The organism is Pseudomonas sp. FH4 (genome assembly GCF_000510915.2).
GTDB lineage: Bacteria > Pseudomonadota > Gammaproteobacteria > Pseudomonadales > Pseudomonadaceae > Aquipseudomonas > Aquipseudomonas brenneri.
The window spans coordinates 167,142-185,398 of the sequence record NZ_AOHN01000021.1 but is presented as its reverse complement, the minus strand read 5'-3'; the positions used below and the strand labels follow the sequence as shown (position 1 = coordinate 185,398).

Annotated in this window: 17 protein-coding genes; 10 read left to right on the top strand and 7 right to left on the bottom strand. The window is 59.4% G+C overall.

Going from position 1 to position 18,257, the window contains the following annotated elements; all coding sequences use genetic code 11:
- Nucleotides 1–18 precede the first annotated feature (18 nt).
- Nucleotides 19–774, top strand: coding sequence for a TetR/AcrR family transcriptional regulator (locus tag H097_RS17470; protein ID WP_032861327.1), 756 nt, complete (start codon nucleotides 19–21; stop codon nucleotides 772–774).
- A 202-nt stretch (nucleotides 775–976) separates the two neighbouring features.
- Here the strand turns inward: H097_RS17470 and H097_RS17465 are convergent, their stop codons facing one another.
- Together H097_RS17465 and H097_RS17460 are read right to left on the bottom strand one after the other, a co-directional pair.
- Nucleotides 977–2,041 carry an FUSC family protein gene (locus H097_RS17465; protein ID WP_032861326.1) on the bottom strand — a complete coding sequence of 355 codons (1,065 nt, stop codon included), beginning with the start codon at nucleotides 2,039–2,041 and terminating at the stop codon, nucleotides 977–979.
- 103 nt (nucleotides 2,042–2,144) lie between these two features.
- A complete protein-coding gene (locus H097_RS17460; RefSeq protein WP_032861325.1) occupies nucleotides 2,145–3,770 on the bottom strand; it encodes an NADP-dependent glyceraldehyde-3-phosphate dehydrogenase in 1,626 nt (541 codons plus the stop codon).
- Between the two features lie 140 nt (nucleotides 3,771–3,910).
- On the opposite strand from H097_RS17460, the gene H097_RS17455 reads away from it, so the two are divergent.
- Nucleotides 3,911–4,777 (top strand): Dyp-type peroxidase, encoded by an 867-nt coding sequence (locus tag H097_RS17455; protein ID WP_032861324.1) that lies wholly within the window; start codon nucleotides 3,911–3,913, stop codon nucleotides 4,775–4,777.
- Nucleotides 4,778–4,815: 38 nt separating this feature from the next.
- On the opposite strand, the gene H097_RS17450 is transcribed toward H097_RS17455, so the two are convergent.
- Nucleotides 4,816–5,337: a DUF3087 family protein gene (locus tag H097_RS17450; RefSeq protein ID WP_032861323.1), complete on the bottom strand. Its 522-nt coding sequence runs from the start codon at nucleotides 5,335–5,337 to the stop codon at nucleotides 4,816–4,818.
- A 187-nt stretch (nucleotides 5,338–5,524) separates the two neighbouring features.
- Nucleotides 5,525–5,767, bottom strand: coding sequence for a DUF6555 family protein (locus H097_RS17445; protein WP_032861322.1), 243 nt, complete (start codon nucleotides 5,765–5,767; stop codon nucleotides 5,525–5,527).
- A 161-nt stretch (nucleotides 5,768–5,928) separates the two neighbouring features.
- On the opposite strand from H097_RS17445, the gene H097_RS17440 reads away from it, so the two are divergent.
- From H097_RS17440 to H097_RS17425, 4 genes are all read left to right on the top strand, one after another.
- Nucleotides 5,929–6,762 carry an arylamine N-acetyltransferase gene (locus tag H097_RS17440; protein ID WP_032861320.1) on the top strand — a complete coding sequence of 278 codons (834 nt, stop codon included), beginning with the start codon at nucleotides 5,929–5,931 and terminating at the stop codon, nucleotides 6,760–6,762.
- A gap of 145 nt (nucleotides 6,763–6,907) precedes the next feature.
- The gene (locus H097_RS17435; RefSeq protein WP_032861319.1) at nucleotides 6,908–7,276 is read left to right on the top strand and encodes a c-type cytochrome; all 369 of its coding nucleotides are present in this window, start codon (nucleotides 6,908–6,910) and stop codon (nucleotides 7,274–7,276) included.
- Nucleotides 7,277–7,353: 77 nt separating this feature from the next.
- Nucleotides 7,354–8,682 (top strand): D-arabinono-1,4-lactone oxidase, encoded by a 1,329-nt coding sequence (locus H097_RS17430; RefSeq protein ID WP_162237651.1) that lies wholly within the window; start codon nucleotides 7,354–7,356, stop codon nucleotides 8,680–8,682.
- A gap of 68 nt (nucleotides 8,683–8,750) precedes the next feature.
- Nucleotides 8,751–9,962: a DSD1 family PLP-dependent enzyme gene (locus tag H097_RS17425; RefSeq protein ID WP_162237650.1), complete on the top strand. Its 1,212-nt coding sequence runs from the start codon at nucleotides 8,751–8,753 to the stop codon at nucleotides 9,960–9,962.
- A gap of 112 nt (nucleotides 9,963–10,074) precedes the next feature.
- Here the strand turns inward: H097_RS17425 and H097_RS17420 are convergent, their stop codons facing one another.
- The gene (locus H097_RS17420) at nucleotides 10,075–11,013 is read right to left on the bottom strand and encodes a transporter (protein ID WP_032861316.1); all 939 of its coding nucleotides are present in this window, start codon (nucleotides 11,011–11,013) and stop codon (nucleotides 10,075–10,077) included.
- A gap of 217 nt (nucleotides 11,014–11,230) precedes the next feature.
- On the opposite strand from H097_RS17420, the gene H097_RS17415 reads away from it, so the two are divergent.
- Nucleotides 11,231–12,256 carry an AraC family transcriptional regulator gene (locus H097_RS17415; protein ID WP_032861314.1) on the top strand — a complete coding sequence of 342 codons (1,026 nt, stop codon included), beginning with the start codon at nucleotides 11,231–11,233 and terminating at the stop codon, nucleotides 12,254–12,256.
- A gap of 100 nt (nucleotides 12,257–12,356) precedes the next feature.
- Here H097_RS17415 and H097_RS17410 read toward each other — a convergent pair whose 3' ends face one another.
- A complete protein-coding gene (locus H097_RS17410) occupies nucleotides 12,357–12,695 on the bottom strand; it encodes a DUF6388 family protein (protein WP_032861313.1) in 339 nt (112 codons plus the stop codon).
- A gap of 32 nt (nucleotides 12,696–12,727) precedes the next feature.
- Nucleotides 12,728–12,955 (bottom strand): hypothetical protein, encoded by a 228-nt coding sequence (locus H097_RS17405; RefSeq protein WP_223232678.1) that lies wholly within the window; start codon nucleotides 12,953–12,955, stop codon nucleotides 12,728–12,730.
- A gap of 408 nt (nucleotides 12,956–13,363) precedes the next feature.
- On the opposite strand from H097_RS17405, the gene H097_RS17400 reads away from it, so the two are divergent.
- The 3 genes from H097_RS17400 (at nucleotide 13,364) to H097_RS17390 (ending at nucleotide 18,247) form a co-directional block, all read left to right on the top strand.
- Nucleotides 13,364–15,466 (top strand): EAL domain-containing protein, encoded by a 2,103-nt coding sequence (locus H097_RS17400; RefSeq protein WP_032861310.1) that lies wholly within the window; start codon nucleotides 13,364–13,366, stop codon nucleotides 15,464–15,466.
- 728 nt (nucleotides 15,467–16,194) lie between these two features.
- The gene (praB, locus tag H097_RS27860) at nucleotides 16,195–16,704 is read left to right on the top strand and encodes an alkane oxidation protein activator PraB (protein ID WP_082445623.1); all 510 of its coding nucleotides are present in this window, start codon (nucleotides 16,195–16,197) and stop codon (nucleotides 16,702–16,704) included.
- A gap of 100 nt (nucleotides 16,705–16,804) precedes the next feature.
- Nucleotides 16,805–18,247: an outer membrane protein transport protein gene (locus H097_RS17390; protein WP_032861309.1), complete on the top strand. Its 1,443-nt coding sequence runs from the start codon at nucleotides 16,805–16,807 to the stop codon at nucleotides 18,245–18,247.
- Nucleotides 18,248–18,257 lie beyond the last annotated feature (10 nt).

The window sequence follows — 18,257 nt, the reverse complement described above, 5'->3', positions numbered from 1 at the left end:
TTCCCCCGTGGAACTTATATGGTCGCGAAGAAACTCAGCGCTCCAAATGTAACCAAGACTCGACTGCTGGATGCGACAGAGGCTCTTTTCATCAAGTACGGCTACGACGCCGTGTTGTTGCGGCAAATCACCGAGAAGGCTCAGGTCAACCTCGCCGCGGTAAATTATCATTTCGGGGACAAGGACTCCCTGATGAAAACATTACTGATGCAACGCCTGGAGCCGCTCAACGAGCAGCGCCTGGAGTTGCTTGCCCGCTGCGAGGCCGAGTCTGACGGCCCGCTCGATTGCGATACTTTGCTCGGTGTTCTGTTCGCCCCGGCCATGGGCCTGGAGCGCAGTGATCCGGCCAGCGGTGAAGGGCGCTCCTTCATCCGCTTCCTCGGCCGGGTCTACAGCGATACTTCGCCGTTCATCCAGGAATACCTCAAGGTCCACTACCAGCCGGTGTTCCAGCGCTTCTTCGAAGCCTTCGCCCTGGCGTTGCCCGACCTGCCGCGCAATGAGCTGGGGGTGCGTCTGCAATTTGCCCTGAAGGCGATTTCCGGGGTGATGGCGGGCACCGAACTGCGCCTGCTGATGAACTCCATGAGCCTGGGGCGCCCGGCCACGGACGCGGAAGTCATGGCCAAGCTGATCACACTGGTCTCGGCGGCCATTCGTGTGCCGCAGCAAAGCCCTGAAGCCGAAACCGCGCTGGCGCGGGTACTCGATACCCAGCGCGCAATTCGCGAACAGTCCACCATGCCGGCCAGCAGTAAAGCCGCGCGCTGATCCATTCAACACAAGCAAGTACGGGAGCAGGACAGCTCCCGTGCGGCTTATCAAATCGCGCGCAAAAAAAAGCCCGCTGGGGCGGCGGGCTTGATGTGCAACGTTTGTAACGGATGAGGCTTCACACTACGTCTGCGGATGTGAATAAATCGTGAAAAAAATGTAAGAGAAAATGTAGGAATACGTTTTTGTGTAAAAGGCTTCAGATCTTCCACGCCTTGGCGCTTTTCGCCAATCGTGCGTGCATCGCGTCGACATTGGCCGCCAACTGCGCGGTCAATAACCGATAGCCATCCAACGCGCTGTGCACGGGAGCTTCCAGGGCGGCTTGCGTAACCGGCACCGCCTGGCCGGGGCGCTCCAACCGCTGTGTGGCGCCTGATTGCAGGGCCCGCGCCATCCCGATCAGCTGCACGCGAATCTGCCGATGTTGTGTCTTGAGCGCCAACTGCACGCGCGCCATGGCCTGCTCATCCCGTGGATCAGGGCGGGTATTGCCAAGAATTTCCAGCGTGCTGATGCACAGGCGCAGATGCCGTTGGATCGCGTCCAGCTCGGTCATGGAGATCCGCACTTCCTTGGACACCGATGGCATCAGCGAACGCAATTGCAGCATCGCCGCATTCAGGCGATTGAGCAGCTTGAGATGCTCATCATCGGTAACCGACTGGCCGCTGATGATCCGGCTGTAGAGCGTGGCGCAATCACGCAGGGCGCTGGCCAGGTTATAGCGCCAGGAATACACCGCATACAGCGGCAGGGCGAAGGAAAACGCCAGGGCCAGGGCGATGCCGATCAAGATGTCGACGGTGCGCCACAGGCCGTCGGACAGTGGGTTGTCCCCGTGGCCGGCGACGATAAACACGGTGATCCCTGACAGCAGCGCGGTGTACCCACCCTTGCCGATGGCGTGATAGGAAAAGAAGCCGCATACCACTGACATCAACAGGTAGGTCAACAATGGTTGGCCGAGGTAAGCCTGCTGCGCCACCAGCAGCAGGCCAACGCTGGCACCGATCAGCGTGCCATAGGCCCGCTCCACGGCTTTCTTGCCGATATTGCCGTGATGCTGCAAGCCGCCAATCACTACCAGCATGGTCACCGACGCCCATTCACCGTGGGGCAGGTTGATACCGGTGGTCAGCAGAATGGTTGCGAGCAGGCCGATGGAAACCCGTATGGCGTGGATCAGCTTGGCGTGACGATAACGACGATAGGGATCGAGCAGTGGCCGCAACAGGCGGCGGGCGAAGGGCGGCAGATTCATCGGGATTAAGAGGGCCTCATCTGGATGTGGGAGCTGGCTGCCTGCGATAACATCACCTGCACTGATGTGCCTGCATCGCGAGCAAGCCCGCTCCCACAGGGGGTTAGAAAATATAGTCGGTGGTCAGGAAGCTCGACGCCCGGTCACGAATGATATCGCTGATCAGCGCCTTATTGCTGTCCTGGAACTTGGTTGCCACCAGGGTGCGGATTGAAAACACCCGCAAGGCGTCATGCACCGACAGTGTGCCCTCGGCCGAGTTCTTGCGGCCATTGAACGGGAACGTATCGGGGCCGCGCTGGCATTGGGCGTTGATATTGATCCGTCCCACCTGGTTGGCGAAGGTGTCCACCAGGCGCCCGACCTGTGCCGGGTCGGTGCCGAAGATACTCAGTTGTTGGCCGAAATCCGACTCCAGGACGTAGTCGATCACCGTGTCCAGGTTGCGGTAGGGCACGATGGGCACCACCGGGCCGAACTGCTCCTCGTGATACACACGCATCTGTGGGTTCACCGGGTACAGCACCGCCGGGTAGAAGAACGAGCCACGGCTGGCACCGCCATTGGTGTTCACCACCCTGGCCCCGTGTTGCGCGGCATCGGCCACCAAGCCGTTGAGGTAGTCGACCTTGCCCACCTCCGGCAACGGTGTCAGCGATACACCGTCCTCCCAGGGCATGCCCGGTTTGAGGGTGGCGAGTTTGTGGTTGAACTTCTCGATGAAACGCTCGACCACGGCTTCATGCACAAACAGGATTTTCAGCGCGGTGCAGCGCTGGCCGTTGAAGGACAGCGAGCCGGTGACGGCTTCGTTGACCGCGTTATCCAGATCGACCTCCGGCAGTACAATGCCGGGGTTTTTCGCATCCAGTCCCAGTGCTGCACGCAGGCGGTGTGGGCGCGGGTGCAGTTTTTTCAAATCACTGGCGGCCTTGTTGGTGCCGATAAACGCAAAGATATCCACCTTGCCGCTGGCCATCAGCGCACTGACCGTCTCACGGCCGCTGCCATAGATGACGTTGATGACACCGGCTGGGAAGCTGTCGCGGAAGGCCTCCAGTAATGGACGGATCAGCAGCACACCAAGCTTGGCGGGCTTGAACACCACGGTGTTGCCCATGATCAGGGCCGGGATCAGCGTGGTGAAGGTTTCATTGAGCGGGTAGTTGTAGGGGCCCATGCACAGCGCCACGCCCATGGGCACGCGGCGGATTTGCCCCAGGGTGTCCTGCTCCAGTTCAAAGCGGCTGGAGCGACGGTCCAGTTCCTTGAGGGCATTGATGGTGTCGGTGATGTAGTCGCAGGTGCGGTCGAATTCTTTCTGGGAGTCCTTGAGGTTCTTGCCGATTTCCCACATCAGCAGTTTCACCACGGCATCGCGCTGTTCGCGCATGCGCCGCAAAAACGCCTCGACGTGCTGGATACGCTCGACCACGCGCAGGGTTGGCCATTGGCCCTGGCCACGGTCATAGGCGCGCACTGCGGCGTCGAGGGCGAGCAGGGCGGTCTCGGCATCCAGCAGCGGCGTGCTGCCGATAATGACCGCCGTGTCGCCGTCAGCGCCCGCCAGTTGGACTGGGCTGCGGACCTGGGCCAAGGGGCCATCCCAGATATGCAATTGGCCGTCGACCAGGTAGTCGCGTTGCTCGATGGGGGCGGCGAGGCGAAATTGTTCGGGAATGTCATCGGCGGTGGGAAACAGATTGGCAAGCAGGTGATTGGTGGTCATGTCGCTACCCCTGGAGTGGTTGCACAGCTTGGGTCAGAGATTCCTCCATCCGAGGGCTCTGTTGCAAGGCTTACACGTATTTCCCTACGCACAGTGGGGCTGTGCCGGGTAAACTACGCGGCTTTCTTGAAGGAGTTCATATGAGTCAGTACCAGCCGGGCATTCTTGCCGCACCGGTGCCGTTGCAGGCACGCCATCTGTTTTTTACCGTCGAGTCCATCGACGCTGTGCCGGCAGCGCTCGACGCATTGGTGCAGTTGGTCGACTCGGCAGTGGTGGTGGGTTTGGGTGAGCCGCTGGTCAAGGCACTCGGCGTGCACATCGAAGGGCTGCGCAGCTTCCCGCATACCTCGGGGCCGGGCGCCAACAACCCGTCGACCCAACAGGCCTTATGGTGCTGGCTGCATGGCGAAGACCGGGGTGAGTTGCTGCTGCGCAGCCGGGCCTTTGAAAAAGCCCTGGCGCCGGCATTTCGCCTGGTGCAGATGACGGAAGGTTTCCGCTACAAGACCGGCTTCGACCTGACCGACTACGAAGATGGCACCGAAAACCCCCACGACGATGCGGCAGTCGAAGCTGCAGTCGCAGGCAGCGGCGCCAGTTTTGCCGCGATCCAGCAATGGCAGCACGACCTGGACGGTTTCGCCGCCTTGCCGGCCCAGGAGCGCGACCACATCATCGGTCGTCGCCATGGCGATAACGAAGAACTGGACGACGCCCCCGAGTCCGCCCACGTCAAGCGCACCGCCCAGGAGAGCTTCAGCCCCGAAGCCTTTGTGGTGCGCCGCTCCATGCCTTGGGCGGAAAATGGCCAGGCGGGGTTGATGTTCCTCGCGTTCGGTCACTCTTTCGACGCCTTTGAGGCCCAATTGCGCCGCATGAGCGGCCTGGAAGACGGGATTGTCGATGGCCTGTACCGCATCAGTACGCCGTTGACCGGTGGCTACTACTGGTGCCCGCCGCTCAAGGATGGGCATCTGGACCTGAGCGCGATCGCCGCCGTCTGATCCCTCCTGTAGGAGCCCGCAAGCGGGCTCCTACAAGATCAACTGTCCTTCATGGCCTCCAGCCACGCCGGGTCCAAGCGCGTTTGCTCTGCCTTGATCCCCAGCGCCTTCATCTGCGCCTTATGTTGTTCGATCTCGCTGACCAGTTGCACCTGTGCGCTGGAATTGGCATCCAGGTCGTGCATCTGCGTCAGTCCCAAGTGATAGAACCGCAGCAACTTCATCGCTGTCGGATCGTTGGCCTGTGCCCGCTCGGTCACCTTGTGCATGATGTTCGTCACCCGCATCAGGTTGCGCTTGAGCTGCCAGCCATAGATCGCCGGCGCCAGCCAGGCCTTTGACCAGAGCGGGCCACGCACCAGGGCAATGGTCAGCACGACGCCAGCCACCACACCACCGACATTAAAGCGAAAGTTGTCGCCGCCGGGCTCGCCAAACAGCATCACGGCCAGGCTCGACAGCAGCATGGCCAGGGCAATGAAGATGACTGCGACGATCAATGTGCTGCGGCGGGTCTGCTGACGATAGGTTTGCGGATCGACAGGTTTGATCTCAAACATGCGGGGGGCAGTCTCCATGAGCCAAGTAGGGGTATTGCGCGGGGCGGCATCTTCTCATGGTTTGTGGTTGGGCGTGGGAAAGTTGAACGATAGTGGTCGTGCATCCAGCGTAGGCGCTGGTTTGCCAGCGATGGGGCTCTTGAGCCCGGCGTATCCGCCGAGATCGTCATCGCCAGCAAGCCGGTTCCTACAGGTGCTTGGGTGCGATCCAGGTAACCTCGGTGATGCCGTACTTTTCCGCCCATGGCCGGGTGGTTTTCTTGGTGCGCTCATGGCCAGGCCGGCCAATACGCCCGACGTGGGCCACCCCGGCGTCACAGCTGGCCCAGTGCCATGCTTCGGCGTTATTCATCACCTCCGCCCGCACCACAAAGGATTTGGGTTCGCCATGCAGCCTGTATTGGATGGTGTAGATCGTTGCCGTGCTCATATCGCCTCCCTGTTTTGATATGGAGTTGATGCAATCAGGCTCACAAAGGTTCAGAAAGTTTGTGCCGCATTCCTACGCTCGGTTGCTCCAGATCTGTATTGGCAGCGACCACGGTTAAGGGTATTAGTGAACCCCTTCGCCTCGCGTCCAAGGATCGCGCCATGTCCCAGGAGTCTCCTCGCCTGACCCACAGCCGCCTGTACCTGCAACGCCTGGGGTATGACACCCCGCCAGCGGCCACGCTGGAGACCTTGGCGCAGTTGCAATTGCGCCATGTCACGACCTTCGCTTTCGAAAACCTCTCGGTTCTGTCGCGGCTGCCGGTGTCCCTTGATTTGGCCAGGATCGAGGAAAAAGTCCTGTTCGAGGGGCGGGGCGGTTATTGCTATGAACTGAACCAGATGTTCCTCGCGTTGTTGCAAGAGCTGGGCTTCGATGCGCGGGGAATCACCGGCCGGGTGGTGATAGGCGGGCCGCCTGATGCACACACCGCGCGCACCCATCGCCTGAGCCTGGTGACCCTTGAAGGTGTGCGCTACATCACCGATGTCGCATTTGGTGGCATGGTGCCGACCAGCCCCTTGCAACTGGACAATCAGGCGCCCCAGGCCACGACCCACGAACCCTACCGCCTGACCTTGAGCGAGGGTAGCTACACCCTGTGGGCCCAGGTTGCGCAAGAGTGGCGCGGGCTGTACGTGTTCGACCTGCAGTCGCAGTCGCATTTCGACTATGAAATCGGCAATTGGTATGTCTCGACTCATCCCGACTCACCGTTCATCCAACAGTTGAAAGTGGCGCTGATCGGGCCTGGCCTACGGCGCACGTTAAACAATGGCAACTACGCAGTTCATCATTTGGGCCGTGACAGCGACAAGCGCACGATCACGGATGTCGAGGAACTGTTGGCACTGCTGCAAGAATCGTTTGGCTTGCGCGTGCCCGAACACCCACAACTACGCCCGCGACTGGCGCAATTATTGGCCGATACCTGATGGAGCGGCTCCAGAACCGTCGATGAAAGGGCGGGCCCATCCTGTCCGCCCAAGCCCCCTTTGTGTCCCCCAATACCCTCAACGCCATGCCGCTGCTGACTTAGTGTGAACCCAGCTCTTCACACACAAAACAGAGAGGGTGGCTATGTGGTCTACGACCCCCCGCCGCATTGGTCTGTTGCTGGCCTTGCTCGGCCTGCTAGCAGCCTGTGACGACAAATCGCAACATCCCCCACAGCGTGCGGTAGTGAGCAACGCGATGCCTTCCGATCCGGCCCTGGCCCAGCTCTACGACAGCAGTTGCAAGCTCTGTCATGCCAACCCGGCCTCCGGTGCGCCGCTGACGGGTGATAGCCATGCCTGGAGCCCGCGTGTCGCACAGGGCGCGGACACGCTGCTGGACCATACCCTCAACGGCTACAACGGTATGCCGCCGATGGGCCTGTGCATGCAGTGCTCGCAGGAGCAGTTCCTGGGGCTGATCAGTTTCATGGCTGGTGTTCACATCCAATAAGAATAATGGGGTAGGTGATGGTGCTTTCACGCAGGCAACTGTTACAGCGCTCGGCCGTGGCCGGTGCGTTCATGGCAATGAGCAGTAACCCAGCACTGGCCCAGTTGGCCCGGGCGCCGCGGTTGATACCCTGGCGCAACTGGTCGGGGGCACAGAGTTGCCTGCCCCTTGAGCGGCTGGCACCCAAGGACCTGGGAGAGTTGGTGCAGGTCATTCGCCAGGCTCCGGGCAAGATTCGCCCGGTGGGCTCGGGGCATTCGTTCAGTGCCTTGGTGCCGACAGATGGCACGTTACTGTCGCTGAGTTTTTTCAATGGATTGCTCGACCATGATGCCAGCACCCTGCAAGCCACCTTCGCCGCTGGCACGCCCATGTCGCGCATGGGCCCGGCACTCAAGGCAATCGGCCAGGCGCTGCCAAACATGGCGGACATTGACTACCAGACCCTGGCGGGTGCCATCGCCACCTCGACCCATGGCACCGGGGTTGGGTTTACCTCGTATTCCGCCGGTGTCACTGGCCTGCAACTGGTCACGGCCCAGGGCGAGGTGCTGGACTGCGACGCCGAGCGTGAGCGCGAGCTGTTCAATGCGGCTCGGGTGTCACTGGGCGCGCTCGGGGTGACCACCCGGGTGCGTTTGCAAAACCGCGAGCCTTACCGCCTGCGGGAGCGCCAATGGATCGCCAAGACTGAAGAGCTGCTGGAGGATGTGGCGAAAAACACGCGGGAGAACCAGCACTGGGAAATGCTGGTGGTGACGCATTCCGACTACGCCTTGTCCATCGCCCTCAACGAGACCAGCGACGCTCCAACCCCGCCGATCGACTCGGCAGAGGAGGGTGGCAATGAGTTTGTATCGATTATTGAAAACCTCGACAAATATGTCAGCGACTTTCCCGAAACGCGCCGTACGTTGCTCAACAGCCTGCGTTATTTCGCCAGTTTCCAGGAGCGTGTGGCGGAGTCGTTCGAAATCTACGCCAACGTGCGCAATGTGCGTTTCAACGAGATGGAGTATTCGGTGCCTGCTGAGCACGGCCCGGCCTGCCTGCGGGAAATCCTCAAGCTGATCCGCGACAAGGACCTGCGGACCTGGTTTCCCATCGAGTACCGCTACGTCAAGGCTGACGATATTCCCCTGAGCATGTTTGAAGGTCGCGACAGTTGCTCTATCTCGGTGCACCAGCACTACACCATGGATCATCACAATTTTTTTGCCGCCGTCGAGCCGATCTTCTGGAAATACGCCGGGCGGCCACACTGGGGCAAATTGCATACCCTCAACGCCCGCACGTTGCAGACCCTGTATCCGCGCTGGAATGAGTTCACTCGGGTGCGCCAGGCCCTGGATCCCGATGGCAAATTCCTCAATGCACACCTGTCATCTATCCTGGGAGTTGCCTGATGAATCGCAGAAACTTCATGGCCGGCACCCTGGGCGCCGGTGCCTTGCTGGTGGCGGGCGCGGCGTTGCTGCGCCCGACTGACCGGGGGTCGCCCTACAGTGAGTATTTTCGCCAGTTGAACCAGCAGCTCAAAGCCCATGGGCCGATGCGCCCGGTGCTGTTGGTCGACCTGGATCGCCTGGACCACAACATCGACATCGTGATGCAATCGGTCCGGCGGGGCGGCAAGCACCTGCGCCTGGTTGAAAAATCCCTGCCCGCACCGGGCTTGCTGGCCTATATCGCCAAGCGTGCGGGTACCCAACGTCTGATGTCTTTTCACCAACCCTTTCTCAACCACGACGCGCAGGTGTTTCAAGGCGCCGATATTCTGCTGGGCAAGCCGTTGCCGGTGCGTTCTGCCGAGCTGTTCTATCAACGCCACCAGGGGCCATTCGATCCTGCCCGGCAATTGCAGTGGCTGCTGGACACGCCGCAGCGCCTGCAACAATACCTGGCGCTGGCCCAGGGGCTGGGGACACGGCTGCGGATCAATATCGAGCTGGATGTGGGCCTGCATCGCGGCGGTATCAGCGATAACGCGGTGCTGGGGCAGATGCTCGGGCTGATCCAGGCGCACCCGCAGCACCTGGAGTTTGCCGGCTTCATGGGCTATGACCCGTTTGTCGGCATGGGCGTGCCGGGCATCCTTGGCTCGCCCCAGGCGTTGTTCGATAAGGTCATGCTGCGTTACAACGCCTTTGTCGACTTCACCCGCCAGCAGTTTGCAGGCCTGTGGCATGACGGCCTGACACTCAATACGGCAGGCAGCCCCAGCTATCGGATGCATGAGCAGGAGCAATTAAGCAGCGAAGTCTCGGTGGGCACAGCCATGCTCAAGCCCACGCATTACGATTTGCCATCCCTGGGCGAGCATGTGCCAGCGGCCTATATCGCTACGCCGGTCCTCAAAAGCACGGGGGCGGTCAATATTCCTGCACTGGACGACAAGTCCCGGCTGTTGTCCTGGTGGGATCGCAACCAGCGCGCCACGTTCTTTATCTATGGCGGTAACTGGATGGCCGAGTTCGAGTCACCCTCGGGGCTGCAAAGCAATGGGTTGTACGGCCGCAGCTCCAACCAGGAGATGGTCAATGGCTCGCCGCAGGTGGGCTTGAACGTCGACGACCAGGTGTTTTTGCGCCCGACCCAGACTGAGTCGGTGCTCCTGCAGTTTGGCGACCTGCTGGCGGTGCGTGACGGCAAAATTGTCGAAAGCTGGCCGGTATACACCGGATAACGTCACGCATCCCAGGCAGGAGCCGGCTTGCTGGCGATGACAGCCGTTAGAACACCGCAGGGTGTCAGGTACCCAACGTCATCGTTAACGGCCATCGCGGGCAAGCCCGCTCCTACAATGCAAACGGAATCGTCAGCTTGGCCCACAACATGTCGCCTTCCGGGCGGTTCTCGACATCAAACTCCTTGGCCCAACGGATCTCCCCGCTGGCGTACTTGAGAAAGGTGAAGTACACCGCAGGTCCAATCGCAAATACCTGGCCGCGTACCCCGTCGTCGACCGCTTCGCCGTAGATAGTGGTGACGGTGCGTCCGTACTGCTTATCGTCTGTCGTCTGCTTGAGGTAGTAGCCATTGATGCCCAGGCTCACGTTGTCGGTCACTTTGTAGCTGGCCGAATAATCAAAGTGGAAAATCTGCCCGGAGCGGTAGTCCGTAGCGTGGTTTTCCTTGTTGAAACTGTAGGTGGTCTTGATCGACAGTTCCGTGCGCTCGTTTGGCAGCCACGTTGCCGAAACCAGCGGCTTGTAGGTGTAGAAGTTGTTGCTGGTGTTGGCCAGGCGTGAAGCATCGTATTCCCCAGTAGGCACCGTGATCTCCACGGCGGCGGCCAAGGTCAGGTTTTTGCCCATGTCCCACAGGATAATCGGCGCGATAGTTGTGTCACCCATGCTTTCACGTTGGTCAGACATGCCAAACAGCGCCACTTGTTGCTTGAGGTACGGCTGGGCGATGTAGCCGCCCAGCCGCCCGCCCAACACCCGCAACGGGCTCAGGTAGTCCAGGCGCGGAATGATCGCGTCCGAGCGGATCTTCACCTGTGGCACCTTGCCCCCGAGCGAGCTGATATCCAGCTTCGTGGCTTCATAGTGGTTGTAGTAGAGGTTGAAGGCGAACATGTGGTCCGGCAGGTGATCGACATCCAGTGGCAGGATGTAGAAGCCGTCGGTACCTGTACCGATATTGTCCACGCCGCCTTCTGTGGCCAGGGTCGACAGGCTGATAAGGGCCAGGGCAAGGGGGAAGGGGGCAAGCGCGCGGGTCGGGTTCATGTCTGGGCTCATTATTATTGTTAGAGGGCCGGCCCTCATTGGAGCCGTGCCCATAGAAATAAGCCCTTGGCGCCCCAGAGGGCAGGGTATTGGCGGCCACATAGGGGGGCTTTGCCGGACACTGTTCATTCAGAGTGCGGCGAAGCTTGCAAGCACCTATGATTATCAGGATGTTTCTAAAACAATAACCGGGCATAGAGTCGGGAATCGCAGATCCATGCACAGCAAAACCGTTGATCCACACTACGAATTGGCGCTGGTGTCACCGTTTCTCCTGCAAACCCTGGGGCAAGTCGTCGCACAAAAGGGCGCCAGTGCCGAGCATCTGTGCCGTGGCCTGGGGTTTACCCTGGCGGACCTGGACGATCCGGCACTGCGAATTTCCTATCGCCAGGCCGTGGCGATGATCCAGCGCGCACTCAAGGTCCTGCCTGACCAGGGGTTGGGCCTGTGTGTCGGCAATCAGAATGTGCTGGGCACCCTGGGCCTGCTGGGGCATGTCATCTCGTTGTGCAAGACCCTGCGCGATGCGTTTGCCGTGGGCGAGCGGCACCAACACACCTCCGGCGGTATCGCCACCTCACGGACCCATGAAAGCACCCAGGAGGTCATGGTCGAGGTTGAATGTCTGTTGCCTTATGCCGAGGTTCAGGTGTTTGCCGCCGAGGAGTTCTTTGCCAGCCTCATGGTCTACGGCCGCACACTGGTGGGCAGCGAATTCAAGCCATTGCGCATGGAGTTCATGCACGCGCCGCCGTTGTATGCCGCCGAGTATCAACGTTTGTTCGGTGACGATGTGCGCTTTGGCTGCCTGCACAACCGTATGGTCCTGGAGGCACGCTGGCTGGACGTGTCCCTGCCGAATCACCATGCCCTGGCATTGCGTCAGGCCCTTGGCCTGCTGGAGTTGGAAAGTGCCCAGCTACACCGGAAAATGGACCTGATCCAGGCGGTAGAGCGTGCTATTTCCCGCGACTTGCAGGGCAGTCAATTGGAAAAGGTCGCCAGTGACCTGAACATGAGCGGGCGCACACTGCGCCGGCGCCTGACCGACCACGGGCTGACATTCGAGGCGTTGCTGGAACAGGCTCGTCGCGCCCGGACCATGGGGTTGTTGAGTAACCCTGGCCTGTCCATCGAGCGTATTACCCAAGAGGTGGGCTACAGTGACGTACGCAGCTTTCGCCGGGCGTTCAAGCGGTGGACAGGGCTCAGTCCCAGTGCGTTTCGCAGTGTGGGGTGAGGCCCAGTGTCAAACCCTGGACCATCACTACTGACCCGTTGCAAGCGGCAATTCAGTGTGAACACTCTGTGGTGGGACACCGGTTCACTGACCGCGGCGGTTAAGGAGAACCGTCAGCCAGGCCATGGAGCTGACAGTATTCATCCCACGCCAGGCCTGCCATTTGGGCCACTTCCTTATGCACTTCCAGGCGGTTGGCCTCGAACTCCTGTGGCGACTGGCTGATCAGTTGCAGCGTCAACTCCCAGGCAAACAGGTTCTGGGACTCTGCCTGCGCCTCGAAGGCTTCGTGCAGGCGTTCGGCACGGTATTGCGCCATGGTTTCGCGCTTGGCCTGGGCGGCCAGAGGGTTCAGCGTATCCAGTTCGGCGCGCAACTCGGGATGCTGGCTCAAGAAGATGTCCAGGGCCAGCCGATGATTTTCGCCAGGTTCAGACAAGGGGTTACTCCCGGAGCATAGGTTGCGCGACCTCAGGATGAGGTTTGTTCGTAACGGCTTTTACGTCGGGCGCGTTTACGCAGCCGATTGGCAGTCCACTGTTGCAGGGGATCCAGCAAGAAAAAAAACAGGTAGGCGGCGAGTACCAGGGTCAAGTCGACCCAAGTCTTGCTGATAGGTCCTTCCACCGCTTCGACGGCGGCTTTGATAGAGAACAGTACGGCGACCCCACACAGCCAGAGCACTGTCGTGAAAGCCAAAGGTCGTGCGCGATTTGAAAGCCTGCCTTGCATGTCGAATACATCTCCCTGAGAACGCTGGGTCAGTTGGTGTGCCGAGACCTGTGGGGTAACGGTGGTCTGCGGATCTACCAGCCTGTGGGTTGGTAGACCTGTCCAGCTCATGACCTTTGTGGGTCGCTGTTGGTTCCGAAAACCAGCGGTTCGCCCCTGGGCAGTACAACCCTGACGCGCGCTATTGTTTCAAAAAGTGCAGGATACTACACCCTCGCCAACGTATCTGCGGGTACTTTAAGGCGATTTATCGCGGTCCGGCGGGGCAAAAACCTTTCACTCTCTGAGCCTGGGCGTGTAGCGTTAACCCCTGTTGAAGGCCGCCCCTCCGGTGCGACGGCCAAGGGCCAGGAAACGCGGGGCAGGGAGACAATCATGGCGCAAACGCTGTTCAAGCTCTTCTTCACCCAGCGCCTGGCTGCCCTGGCAAGCACAGAGTCGTTGCGGGCCATCCGTGAAGGCCTGTTATGGATCTTGCCGTGCCTGCTGGTCTCGGCAGGTTTTCTGCTGTTGTCCGAATGCGCTCGGGTCCTGAATTTTCCGTCGCCGCTTGTGGCATTCCTGGCGGGTCTGCATGCCAAGATCAGTTCTGTCATCCCGTTGCTGGTAGCAGCCTCCATCGGCTATATGCTGGCGATCCAGCACCGATTGCCACAGCTGCCAGTGGCCTTCCTGTGCCTGGCGCACGTGGTCATTGCCACTTTTGTCCTGCGGGACTATCCACGTGCGTCGGCGACCTTTGTGTTGTTTATTGCCATCGCTTCGCCGCTGATCAATGTCCCGGCGATTGCCAGGTTGCATCGGTATCGCTGGACCCGCCTGGTCAACGAAGACCTGGTGGGGCACAACCTCAAGGGCACCATCAACATGGTCGTGCCGGGGGCAATCACCGCACTGCTGCTGGTGGTGACGTTGTCGCTGCTGTTGCAGGTTCCTCATGTGGTGCAGTTCCAGGGGCCTGATATGCTCGATGCGCTTCAGTCGCCTTATGGCAGCGGGGTGTTTGTCACGGCGATCAATTCGCTGCTGTGGTTTTTTGGCATTCATGGCGTGTATGCGATCCAGCCGCTGTTTGACGCATTGGACCAGGCGGTGGTACTCAACGGTGCGGCGCTGGCGGCGGGAGAGCCCATTCAATACGTGTTGAATGCCGGCCTGCTGGGGTGCTTTGCCTTTATTGGTGGGTCTGGCGGTTCCCTGTGTCTGTTGCTGGCGATTCTGCTGTTTTCCAAGAGCCAGTCCATGCGTTTGCTGGCGGTGGCCAGCCTGCCGCTGTCGTTGTTCAACGTCAGCGAGGTGTTGTTGTTCGGCTTGCCGATCATCCTCAATCCGCGCCTGTTTATTCCCTTTTTAGCCGTCCCGGTGATCAACACTCTGCTGGCGTTGATCGTGGTGCAGGCTGGCTGGGTCTCGCCGGCGGTCGCCAGTGTGCCCTTTACCGCGCCGGTGCTGCTCAATGCCTACCTGAGTACCCAGGGGGATTTGGCGGCGGTGGCGTTGCAACTGGTGCTGCTGGGGTTGGGGACGCTGATCTATGCACCCTATGTCCGTGCAATCCACCGGCAGGCCGTGGAGGGCGGTACGGTTTACCTCAAGTCTTTCGACACGACCTTTCGCGGGCTTGAGGAAAAAGGCCGTCTGCTGGAAATGGATCCGGTGCTGACGTCGCACAAGGCGCTGGCACGACAGGCTCTTGAGTTGAGCAGGATCCAGCAGATCAGCGACTACGAGTTCTACCTGGAATTTCAGCCCCAGGTGTCCTCCTTGACTGGCTTGTGCACGGGTTGCGAGGCGCTGATGCGGGCACGGGATGGCGAAGGCAAAGTGCACTCGCCATGGGAGTTCCTCCAGTGGCTGGCTCAAGCCCGGTTGATGCCGGACGTAGACTTGTGGGTTGCCTCCCAGGCCGTGCACCAATACCAGAAATGGCAGAAAACCGGCTTTGCACTGCCAATCACCATCAATGTCTCCAGCGCCACCCTGACGACCCCGGCGTACGGCAGGCAACTGGTGCAGATCCTGTCCCAGGCCAACGGTCATGTGTCGGTGGAGATCACCGAGGATGCGCTGGTGGGTGATATCCAGGTGACGCGGCAGATGATCGAAAAGCTGCAGGCCATTGGTGCCAAGGTGTACATCGACGACTTCGGCACCGGGTTTTCTGCGCTGAGTTACTTGCACCAGTTCCCGGTGGACTTCATCAAGATCGACCGCAGTTTTGTGGTTGCCCAGCAAGACCCCAAGGGGGCGCAGGTATTGACCGGCATGCTGCGCTTTTGTGAAGCGCTGAACCTGGGGGTAGTGGTGGAGGGCGTGGAAACGGCTGAGCAATTGGCGTTTCTTCAGTCGGGCCGGGGACACTCGGGGGCAGAACTGATCATTCAGGGTTGGTATTTCAGTAAAGCGCTGCCCGGTGACGCGGTGCAAGGGTTTGTTCGTGAGCGAGCGGTCAAAGTGAATGATGAGGCGGGTGCTTAGCCACTTCTATAATGACATCGTATTGTTCCTACAGATAAGTCCTTCAAATAATTCCGCTATATATTGAGCCTCTACTTCCCATGTGCTGGCGCTGCTGCTGGAGTGGCTCAGTATTTCTAATTGTTTATATTTTCTGCGGGTATAAAGCTGTTACGTAGGATTTCTCGCAAATAAATAATGTCCTCTGGCGCAATTGGTGTTTTCAGGTAGATTGTTTAATACAGATTGTGAAAAAAAAGACTTTGGTTGCGGGGGTATGCGTATGGTTGTTTTGCCTGCGTTGATCAAAGCGCCATTACGCAGTGAGTTTCTTAGTGCGTGCTTGGAAGTTTACTCAATATGGATGCTGTTCTATGTCCATGCTTAATTATGAATAGCGTCAGCGTATAGATAATCAAGTTTGGCACTATTGCTTGAAGAATCTTCAGTCAATGCCAACCCAGTAGGAAGCCCGGAAATATTAGGCGGGCTGCGTTATCAGTATCACCTGGCTTGATCTAAATGTTGTAGGGAGTTCGGAGTCTATGTGGCTCGCAGACCTTTATTGCCTGAGATTTGTCTGTTCGGACTTTTGTAAGTTCAATAAGTCTATCGGGTAAATAGGCGGGTTAATGCGGTTAATTGAGTTGATATTTGGCTTGAGAGGGAGGTGTCGCAACTTTGTTGTGAACTTCTGTTGAAGGCCATTGCCCTGGCGAAATAGTTCGCCATACATGTGAGGAAAAATAATGAAAAGTTTGAAAGCCCTCGTTTGTGTAAGTTCATTTGCTCTGTTGTTCGGTGCGGCTTCCATGGCCAGCGCCGTGTCGATTACCCCGGAAGGTCCGTTTACCACTGAGGCAGGCACCATTGTTGTAACGTCGCCATCTTCGGCTGGGGTTCCCATTACCTGTGGCATCACTTTCGGCGGCAATGTCTCCGCAGGCGTAGCCACCATCACTTCGGCAACACTTACCGGCGGTGGCCTGTGTAATTTGCCGAAGCTGAAAAACGTTCCGGCTCCGGGGTGGGTGCTGACTGCGACCAGCTTTAACGCGAGCACCGGAATCGGCAACGGTACCGTGTCAAATGTGGGCTGGACGGTGGCTTTCCCACCCTCCAACTGCGGCGCGGGTACCGTCAGTGGCGAGTGGAACCAGGCGACTCGCACCCTGACCGGTAAAAACCAGCCGCTGTCCGGCAACTGTGCCGTCCAATCCCTGACCGTCAAAGTACCGAACCTGAGCGTGGTGCCTTGAGCTGTCCCGCTCCCTAGTGCAAAGGGCTGATCACCCATGAAAGACAGGTGCCTCACTAGAGGTACCTGTTGGGTTGGGTAACAATGAGACGGAGTGGAGCATGCGACACAACAAGCAGCAGGCCCTGGCATTCCTTGCCCTGGCGGTGTTGGGTGGGCTGACGGTCGTGGCCTGCCCAGTCCAGGCCGGCGGGTTCATGACGCCGACCGCCAATACCGCAGGCTGGGGCCGGGCGTTCGGTGGTGGTTCGATGTTCAAGAACGATCCGTCGGCGGCCTTCAACAACCCGGCGGCCATGGCCTTTATCGACAAGAGCGTTTCGCAGTTCACCCTCAACTACGCCAATATCGACATCAAGTACAAAGGTGCTGCGTATGACTACGCAGGCAATCCCGCGTCCAGTACGGTCCTCGATCCAGACACCGGCCTCCCTACCTCGACACCCCGCACGGGTGGCGGTGGTCAGGGCGGGTTTGAGGCATGGGCACCAACGGGCTTCATGGTTACGCCGATCAACGATCGCTTGGCCTTCGGCCTGAGCCAGGTGGTGCCCATGGGCGCCCGCACGACATGGGATGAGGACTGGAAAGGCCGTGACTTTGCGGTAGACACTAAAGTTGAAACCGTGGGCCTGACCGGCTCGCTGTCGTTCAAAGTCAATGATCAGTTTTCCATTGGTGGTGGTGCCATTGTGCAGCACACCAAAGGCTTCGTGAGCCAGAACGTTGACCTGTATGCCGCCGCCGCACAGTCGCCGGACCTGGGCTACATTCCATTTCCCACAGGCCAGGGTTTGGCCTTGATGCGGGTCAAGGTCGACAACACCTCCCTGGGCTGGTTTGCCGGCATGGCCTGGAAACCGACGTTGCAAGACACCTTCGGCCTGAACTACCACGCCAAAATCAACAACAAGCTGGAGGGTAAATACAATATCCACGCCGATACACTTTCCAGAGACCTGATGACCACCCCGGTGTTCGATGGCAAGACCCTGGTCGAACTGGCCTACCCCGACCTGCACCTGTATCCCGGCGGTGCAAATGCCTCGGCGCAGATGGATATCCCGGCCAATGCGTCCCTGGACTGGGTACACCAGTTCTCTGACCGCTTGACCCTGGGCCTGAGTGCTACGTGGACCCAATGGTCATCGTTCAAGGCGCTGACCTTGAAGTCGGATGGCAGCACCCTGGTATCGATTCCCTATAACTACAAGAACACCTGGATGTACTCCCTCGGCGGTGACTACAAACTCACGGATGACTTGACCGTGCGCACGGGGGTGGCCTTTGACCAGACGCCAACCCCCAACTCCACCCGTGACCCGCGGATCCCGGATGGTGATCGGGTATTTGCGTCCCTGGGCTTTGGCTACAACATCCGGGCGATTCCAGGCTTGAGTATCGACGGCGCCTATTCGCGACAGTTTGTGGAAACCGTCAAGCTCAAGACCAAGAACATTGATCGTCTTGGCGCAGCATCGCTGGAGGGTAAAACCGAGATCAAGGGAGAAGTGATCAGTCTGGGTGCGACCTACGCCTTCTGATCGATCCCTG

What these genes read in the sequence shown, in the direction of transcription:
- H097_RS17415 (WP_032861314.1), top strand. Translation starts at nt 11,231, where the DNA reads ATGCACAGCAAAACCGTTGATCCACACTACGAATTGGCGCTGGTGTCA.
- H097_RS17390 (WP_032861309.1), top strand. Translation starts at nt 16,805, where the DNA reads ATGCGACACAACAAGCAGCAGGCCCTGGCATTCCTTGCCCTGGCGGTG.
- H097_RS17400 (WP_032861310.1), top strand. Translation starts at nt 13,364, where the DNA reads ATGGCGCAAACGCTGTTCAAGCTCTTCTTCACCCAGCGCCTGGCTGCC.
- H097_RS17460 (WP_032861325.1), bottom strand. Translation starts at nt 3,770, where the DNA reads ATGACCACCAATCACCTGCTTGCCAATCTGTTTCCCACCGCCGATGAC.
- H097_RS17430 (WP_162237651.1), top strand. Translation starts at nt 7,354, where the DNA reads ATGAGCAGTAACCCAGCACTGGCCCAGTTGGCCCGGGCGCCGCGGTTG.
- H097_RS17440 (WP_032861320.1), top strand. Translation starts at nt 5,929, where the DNA reads ATGTCCCAGGAGTCTCCTCGCCTGACCCACAGCCGCCTGTACCTGCAA.
- H097_RS17420 (WP_032861316.1), bottom strand. Translation starts at nt 11,013, where the DNA reads ATGAACCCGACCCGCGCGCTTGCCCCCTTCCCCCTTGCCCTGGCCCTT.
- H097_RS17470 (WP_032861327.1), top strand. Translation starts at nt 19, where the DNA reads ATGGTCGCGAAGAAACTCAGCGCTCCAAATGTAACCAAGACTCGACTG.
- H097_RS17465 (WP_032861326.1), bottom strand. Translation starts at nt 2,041, where the DNA reads ATGAATCTGCCGCCCTTCGCCCGCCGCCTGTTGCGGCCACTGCTCGAT.
- H097_RS17445 (WP_032861322.1), bottom strand. Translation starts at nt 5,767, where the DNA reads ATGAGCACGGCAACGATCTACACCATCCAATACAGGCTGCATGGCGAA.
- H097_RS17455 (WP_032861324.1), top strand. Translation starts at nt 3,911, where the DNA reads ATGAGTCAGTACCAGCCGGGCATTCTTGCCGCACCGGTGCCGTTGCAG.
- H097_RS17435 (WP_032861319.1), top strand. Translation starts at nt 6,908, where the DNA reads ATGTGGTCTACGACCCCCCGCCGCATTGGTCTGTTGCTGGCCTTGCTC.
- H097_RS17450 (WP_032861323.1), bottom strand. Translation starts at nt 5,337, where the DNA reads ATGTTTGAGATCAAACCTGTCGATCCGCAAACCTATCGTCAGCAGACC.
- praB (WP_082445623.1), top strand. Translation starts at nt 16,195, where the DNA reads ATGAAAAGTTTGAAAGCCCTCGTTTGTGTAAGTTCATTTGCTCTGTTG.